We start from the raw sequence: 6,000 nt of genomic DNA, 5'->3' as shown, positions 1-6,000 counted from the left end.
CCCCCCCCCCCCCGGCCCCCCCCCCCCCCCCCCCCCCCCCCCCCCCCCCCGGCCCGGCTCAAGGAGGTGGTCGAGGAGCACGCCGACCGGACGGACAGCAGGATCGTGCGGGAACGGCTCGATTCGGTGGAGAACAGTACGATTCACCGCCTGCTCGGCTTCTCGCGGGAGAGGGGCCGGTTCGCCCATCACGAGCGGAACCCGCTTCCACACGATCTGGTCGTAGTGGACGAGATGTCGATGGTCTCCCTACCCCTGGCCGCCAAGTTGATGTCGGCCGTCCGGGCAGACGCCTCCCTGGTGCTGGCCGGCGACCCGTACCAGCTGGAATCGATCGAGGCCGGCACGGTCCTCTCGGACATCGTCGGTCCCGCCGGCGACCCATCCGCGGCCGAGGAGAGCGTCGCTCCGGCGTCCATCGCCGGCCGGGTCGTGGTTCTGGAACGGGTCCACCGGTTCGAAGAGCAAGGCTCTATAGCCGACTTCGCCGGGGCGGTGCGGGACGGTGTTCCCGACCGGGCCGTCGTCCTTCTCGACCGGGATCCGGATGCTCTGCATTGGGTAAGGAACCGGTCGGGCGGCTCTTTCCGGGGGTTGGCTGAGCGAGTGTTCGACCATCGAGTCCGGTTGGTGGAGAAGGCTTCGCAACCCGGAAACGAGGAGGCTGCGCTCGCCGAACTCGGTTCCCTAGCGGTGCTCTGTGCCCATCGAGAGGGCCCGGGCAGCGTCGAGCAGTGGCGCCGGGACATCGAGGGGGCCCTGGACGGGCGCTTTCCCGGCCTCAGGTACGGGGGGGAGTGGTACCCGGGACGTCCGCTGATGATCACGGCCAATGACTACAACCTGGGGCTGTACAACGGAGACATAGGCGTCGTGGCCCAGACCGACGACGGCCTGCGGGTGGTCTTCGAACGGGGTGGCCTGCGAATGTTCCCGCCTGGCTACCTGGGTGATCACGCCACGGTCCATGCCCTGACCATCCACAAGAGCCAGGGCTCCCAGTTCGGCGAGGTGGTGGTCTCGTTGCCCTCCGAGAGTTCCCGGCTGCTGACCCGGGAACTTCTATACACCGCCGTCACCAGGGCTTCCCGCCGGGTGACGGTCGTCGGCGAGGAGCCGGTGATCCGCATGGCGGTGGAGCGGTCGGTCCAGCGTGCCTCCGGGCTGAGCTCGAGACTGTGGACTCGAGTAACGAGTTGAGAGCAACCATCGGTCAGCGTCAGCGATGGGGATGAAGTCACCGGCTGCCGCTGAAGAGGGAAGCAAGGCGGTCGTGGCCCCGATCCATCCGGGCGCGACCTCGCAGGGATCGAGAGCGAATCGGGAGTAACCCGGTACCGTCCGGCAACCACCGCCGACGGTTGCGGTCGCCGGACCGGTCCCGGCCGCGACTCGGCGCCCTGTGTTCCGAGGCGCCATCTCGGGTTCCCCCGGCGCTGCGAGCCCGCGGGTACCGCCTTGGTGGATGGTGCGTCAAAACGATTGACAGATCTTCAAGACCGTGGGTAGCCTTCGATATGGGGTCGTTCGGCACAAGGGAGGGCAGCATGGCCAATCCACGTATTCCTGGCAAGGTCGCGAAACGGGTGGGATGGCGTTTCGTCCGACATCCATTGCGACGATCAAGGCTGGTAGCGCTTCTTGCAATCGCCGGCCTCATTGTGTCAATTGCGGCATGTGGTGAGGAAGAACCGGAACCTGCACCTACGACGGCCGCGCCGGCCGAGACGACCGCCGCGCCTGCTGCGGCACCGAGCGCGGGCCTCTCGGGAACTGTCACGATGATGCGCGGACCGTTCAGTGCGGACGATTCGCCTTGGGAGGATCCGCTCGTCGCTAGATTCAACGCGAAGTTCCCAGACGTAGAGGTAATCAATACCACCTATGACTGGGCTGCTGCCGACGCGGAGATCGCAGCTGCATTTGCCGGCGGCTCACCTCCGGACGTGATCTACCTACCTGACCAATGGTACGGGCAATACGCGGTGGCCGGTCAGCTGGAACCGATCACGGACCTCGTCAACGACCCCGCATTCGCGGACGACTTCGCTGCCATCCCACAGGCTTTCTGGGACGTCGCGACTATCGACGGCGAGATTTACGGTGTTCCAGCGCTGGGAGTGGTCTTCCCGATCTTCCTCAACCTTGACCTCTTGGAGGCAGCTGGCGTGGAGGACACCTGGGATGACTCCTATGAAGCACTTGCTGATGCTGCACGCAAACTGACTACGGATGATGTATGGGGCTTCTCGTTCAGGTCTGAGTTCATTGACGCCGGATACTGGGATTGGTTTCCGTACATCCAGAATGCAGGCGGCAACGTACTCAACGACGACTGGACCGCTTGTGGCTTCGACTCCCCCGAAGTAGTCGAAAGCGTACAATTCCTGCTTGACACCCTTGAGGAGGGGATAGCGCTCCCGCCTGGCGAATACGACTGGGCTGGTCAAAAGGCACTGTTTGCGGCAGGTAAGATTGCCATCAACCACAACGAGGGTTCGTTCATCAACGAGCTCCAAACGAACGATCCGGGCTTCCGATGGGATGTAGTTCCGGCACCGCCCGGACCAGTGACACAAACAATGATGGGTAATTTCGGCTTCCTCTTCATCTCTTCGGCGAGTGAAAACAAGGAAGCTGCCTGGGAATTCATAAAACACTGGACATCAGCCAACGAGGCTGCGGCATACACTGAGGCGAACAGTCTCTTCTCTATACGATCTGATCTCGTCAATCCCTATGCCGACAACCCGCTGATGGCACGAGTACTGACTGAGTACGTCCCGATGGTGAAAGGGATTCAGGCCCACCCGAGGATGCGTGAGATCCTGAATACCCTCTGGCCCACCTTCAGCGCTGCATATCGTGGCCAATACACTGCTCAGGAGGCGGTGGACAAGGCGTGCGCGGACATAGCTACGCTACTGGGTTAGATGAGTTCAACACCCGACCGGAGCGTACAGTTGAGTAGAACAGAGACCCCGCCGGTTCACCCCGGTGGGGTCTCTCTTCAATTGACGCCCCAACAACATGGGCGCCTCGCATGGAAGTACCGGGCGCGACGCTGGATGGTGGGCTATGCCTTCATCGCGCCGATCCTGTTCTTCTTCGCGGTCTTCATGATCATTCCGATCCTATGGGTCGTGTTCGGGAGTTTCCAACAGGGTGGGATCATCACCCCAAGTGAGTACGTCGGTATGGACAACTGGCGATCGGTATTCGGTGATGAACTGGTCAGGACGACCGTGCGGAACACAGGACTCTTCGCGTTGCTGGCTATTCCCGGGGTTATCGTCGCCGGCCTGGTCCTGGCGCTTGCCCTCTTGCGGGTTCAGAAGGGAGAAGCCGTCTTCCGAGCCGGCATCTTCTTTCCCGTGTTGGCTCCCCCGGTGATCGGCGCCCTGATGTTCCTGTTCGTGCTGCATCCGGACTTCGGTGCGGTCACGCTGGCGATGCGAACGGTCGGTCTTTCGTCGCCGTCATGGCTGGGGGATCCGACATACGCTCTGCCGACCGTCGCCGCTTTCGAGATCTGGCGTGGCGCCGGGTTCTATGCGCTGGTGTTCCTGGCGGGTCTGCTGGTGCTACCCAAGGAACTCTACCAAGCAGCCGCTCTCGACGGCGCCAATACCCTACGCCGGTTCTGGCACGTGACACTACCTCTACTGAAGCCCACTGCTCAATTCGTTCTGGTTATGGCGACCATCTGGAACCTGCAGCTTTTCGACTCCGTCTTCGTCCTGACAGATGGTGGGCCGGTGAACAGGACTGTCACGGTCGTCATGTACGTATACCGGAGCCTCTTCGCCTTTGGCAATGTCGGATTCGGCTACGCGCTGTCGATGGTGCTGCTCGTGGTGATCCTCGCAGTGTCGCTCGTCCAGTTCCGTCTCCTACGGTCACGGCGTCAATGATCCGGGTCGACGCCCTCGAGATGCTGCGATGACAGCCCGACGGCTTTCGTTCAAGAAGGGACGCCTGGCGTCGGGTACGACGGCCTACGTGATACTGATAGTTGCGTCGATATTAATGGTGGGTCCGCTCTTCTACATAGTGTCGACTTCGATCAAAGAGACAACGCAGTTGTTTGCATATCCGCCGGACTGGATCCCCAGGATTCCATTCTGGGGCAATTTCTCCTTTCTTCTCGGCTCGGAGAGCCTCTTCTTAAGGTGGACCCTCAACACGATGATCGTGGCTGGAGTCGTTACAGTCCTCAAAGTGATCATCGATTCAATGGCCGGTTATGCGTTCGCCAAGATAGACTTTCCAGGAAGAAGAGTCCTGTTTATCCTCATTCTGGCAGTCGTGATGGTGCCGACATCGGCTGTCATAATACCGCTGTTCCTGCTGGTTCGGGGAATGGGACTTCTCGACACGTACTGGGCTTTGATCCTGCCACCATTGGCTAACCCCGTAGGCGTCTTCTTGATGAGAAACTATATCCAATCGTTACCACGTGATCTTGAAAACTCAGCCCGTCTGGATGGTTGCTCAGAATTCAGTGTCTACTTCCGGATTATTCTACCCTTGGTGAAGCCGGGCCTAGTAGTACTGGGGATTCTCACCTTCCTTGCACAGTACACGGCATTCCTGTGGCCTCTGCTGGCGGTACAGGATGAGAAACTTCAAGTGTTGACCACAGGAGTAGCGGAGATGAAGGCAAGTATCTTTACCATCGATTGGGGGCTCGTGTCTGCGGCAAGCGTACTCTCGATGGTTCCGATCACGATCATGTTCTTCATGTTCCAGAGATACTTCAGTGGCGGATCTATTGCAGGAGCGTTGAAGCAATGAAAGAACGCACGGTTGCCGACAGCGCGATCAGTATGGTGCATGTCTCCAAGATGTATGGTGACAATCTCGCGGTTGACGACTTCACCGCTGCTATGGCTCCGGGCGACTTTGTCGTCCTTTTGGGACCATCTGGATGTGGGAAGTCAACCGTGCTCAAGATGATTGCCGGTCTTGAGGATGTGACGGAGGGCGAAGTCTACATCGCTGGGGAATTGGCAAACTACATCCTGCCCAAGAACCGAGATGTCGCGATGGTGTTCCAGAACTACGCTCTATATCCACATATGCCAGTTTCCCGGAATCTGGCCTTCCCGCTCAAGATGCGCGGCGTGGACCGGGACAGTGTCCGAAGTAGGGTGGAAGAGGTTGCGTCGCTCCTAGAGTTGTCCTCTCTGCTTGAGCGCTTTCCCGATGAACTCTCCGGCGGCGAGAGGCAGAGAGTCGCCCTGGGCCGTGCGATCATCCGGGATCCGGTGGCGTTTCTGATGGATGAACCGCTCTCGAACCTGGATGCGCTACTGCGCTTCCAGATGCGGGATGAGCTACTGAAACTTCACAAACGGGTGGGGAAGACGACGATCTACGTCACCCATGACCAGATCGAGGCCATGGCCATGGCGGATTCGGTGATCGTTCTGAAGGACGGTCGAATCCAGCAGGTCGGTAGTCCCCAGGATGTGTACGACAGGCCGGCCAACACGTTCGTCGCGACGTTCATAGGTAGCCCACCGATGAACCTGCTGCACGGCCGCACGGAGACTGGCGGAGACGGGTTGATGTTCACCTGGAAGGATCATCGCATCCCGCTGGACCACGAGGGGGCGGCCGTTGCAACCGAGTCTATCCTCGGAGTGCGGGCGGAGGACGCAGAGCTCACGCAGGATTCGGGCGACGGAGTGTTGAGAGGCGTCGTCGGCTTGGTGGAGCCTGTGGGGGCCGATAAGTTCGTGCGGGTCGAGATAGACGACGATGTGTACTGGTACGTCCGAGTGTCGTCGGTGACCCGAGTCAGGGAGGGTGAGGCGATAGGGGTGCGTATTCCGGCGGACCGGCACCACCTCTACGACCGCGAGGGCAGTCTTTACAGACCCGAGCAGGGCGCCGACCGAACGACACCGGGCGATGGTTGATGGTTGATGGGTGAGAAGCCACCTGGGGGAACCGGTCTGCTCGGTGCGCCGGGTGGGCGACCGCGAAGCCGTG

General features: G+C 60.6%; 5 protein-coding genes and 1 pseudogene. All 6 read left to right on the top strand.

Annotated features, from left to right (window positions below):
- Nucleotides 1-1,200: AAA family ATPase (locus OXK16_13525; protein MDE0376964.1), on the top strand; the 1,200-nt coding region annotated here is incomplete at its 5' end.
- Between the two features lie 347 nt (nt 1,201-1,547).
- Entirely contained in the window at nt 1,548-2,933 is a 1,386-nt protein-coding gene (locus OXK16_13520) for a sugar ABC transporter substrate-binding protein (protein ID MDE0376963.1), read from the top strand.
- A gap of 30 nt (nt 2,934-2,963) precedes the next feature.
- A complete protein-coding gene (locus tag OXK16_13515) occupies nt 2,964-3,914 on the top strand; it encodes a sugar ABC transporter permease (protein ID MDE0376962.1) in 951 nt (316 codons plus the stop codon).
- Between the two features lie 28 nt (nt 3,915-3,942).
- Complete coding sequence (locus OXK16_13510; protein MDE0376961.1) at nt 3,943-4,797, top strand: carbohydrate ABC transporter permease; 855 nt, start codon at nt 3,943-3,945, stop codon at nt 4,795-4,797.
- Nucleotides 4,798-4,829: 32 nt separating this feature from the next.
- Nucleotides 4,830-5,534: pseudogene (locus OXK16_13505) on the top strand (ABC transporter ATP-binding protein).
- On the top strand, nt 5,529-5,927 hold the full coding sequence (locus OXK16_13500; protein MDE0376960.1) for a TOBE domain-containing protein: 399 nt from the start codon (nt 5,529-5,531) through the stop codon (nt 5,925-5,927). Before OXK16_13505 ends, OXK16_13500 begins: the two are co-directional and overlap by 6 nt.
- The last annotated feature ends 73 nt before the right edge of the window (nt 5,928-6,000 follow it).

The organism is bacterium (assembly GCA_028821235.1).
Taxonomy (GTDB): Bacteria; Actinomycetota; Acidimicrobiia; order Spongiisociales; family Spongiisociaceae; genus Spongiisocius.
Note: the sequence above shows the minus strand (reverse complement) of the source record. Positions and strands in the feature narration are given on the sequence as shown.

Coding starts and splice junctions, on each gene's coding strand:
- OXK16_13510 (MDE0376961.1), top strand. CDS start 3,943: ATGACAGCCCGACGGCTTTCGTTCAAGAAGGGACGCCTGGCGTCGGGT.
- OXK16_13500 (MDE0376960.1), top strand. CDS start 5,529: ATGAACCTGCTGCACGGCCGCACGGAGACTGGCGGAGACGGGTTGATG.
- OXK16_13520 (MDE0376963.1), top strand. CDS start 1,548: ATGGCCAATCCACGTATTCCTGGCAAGGTCGCGAAACGGGTGGGATGG.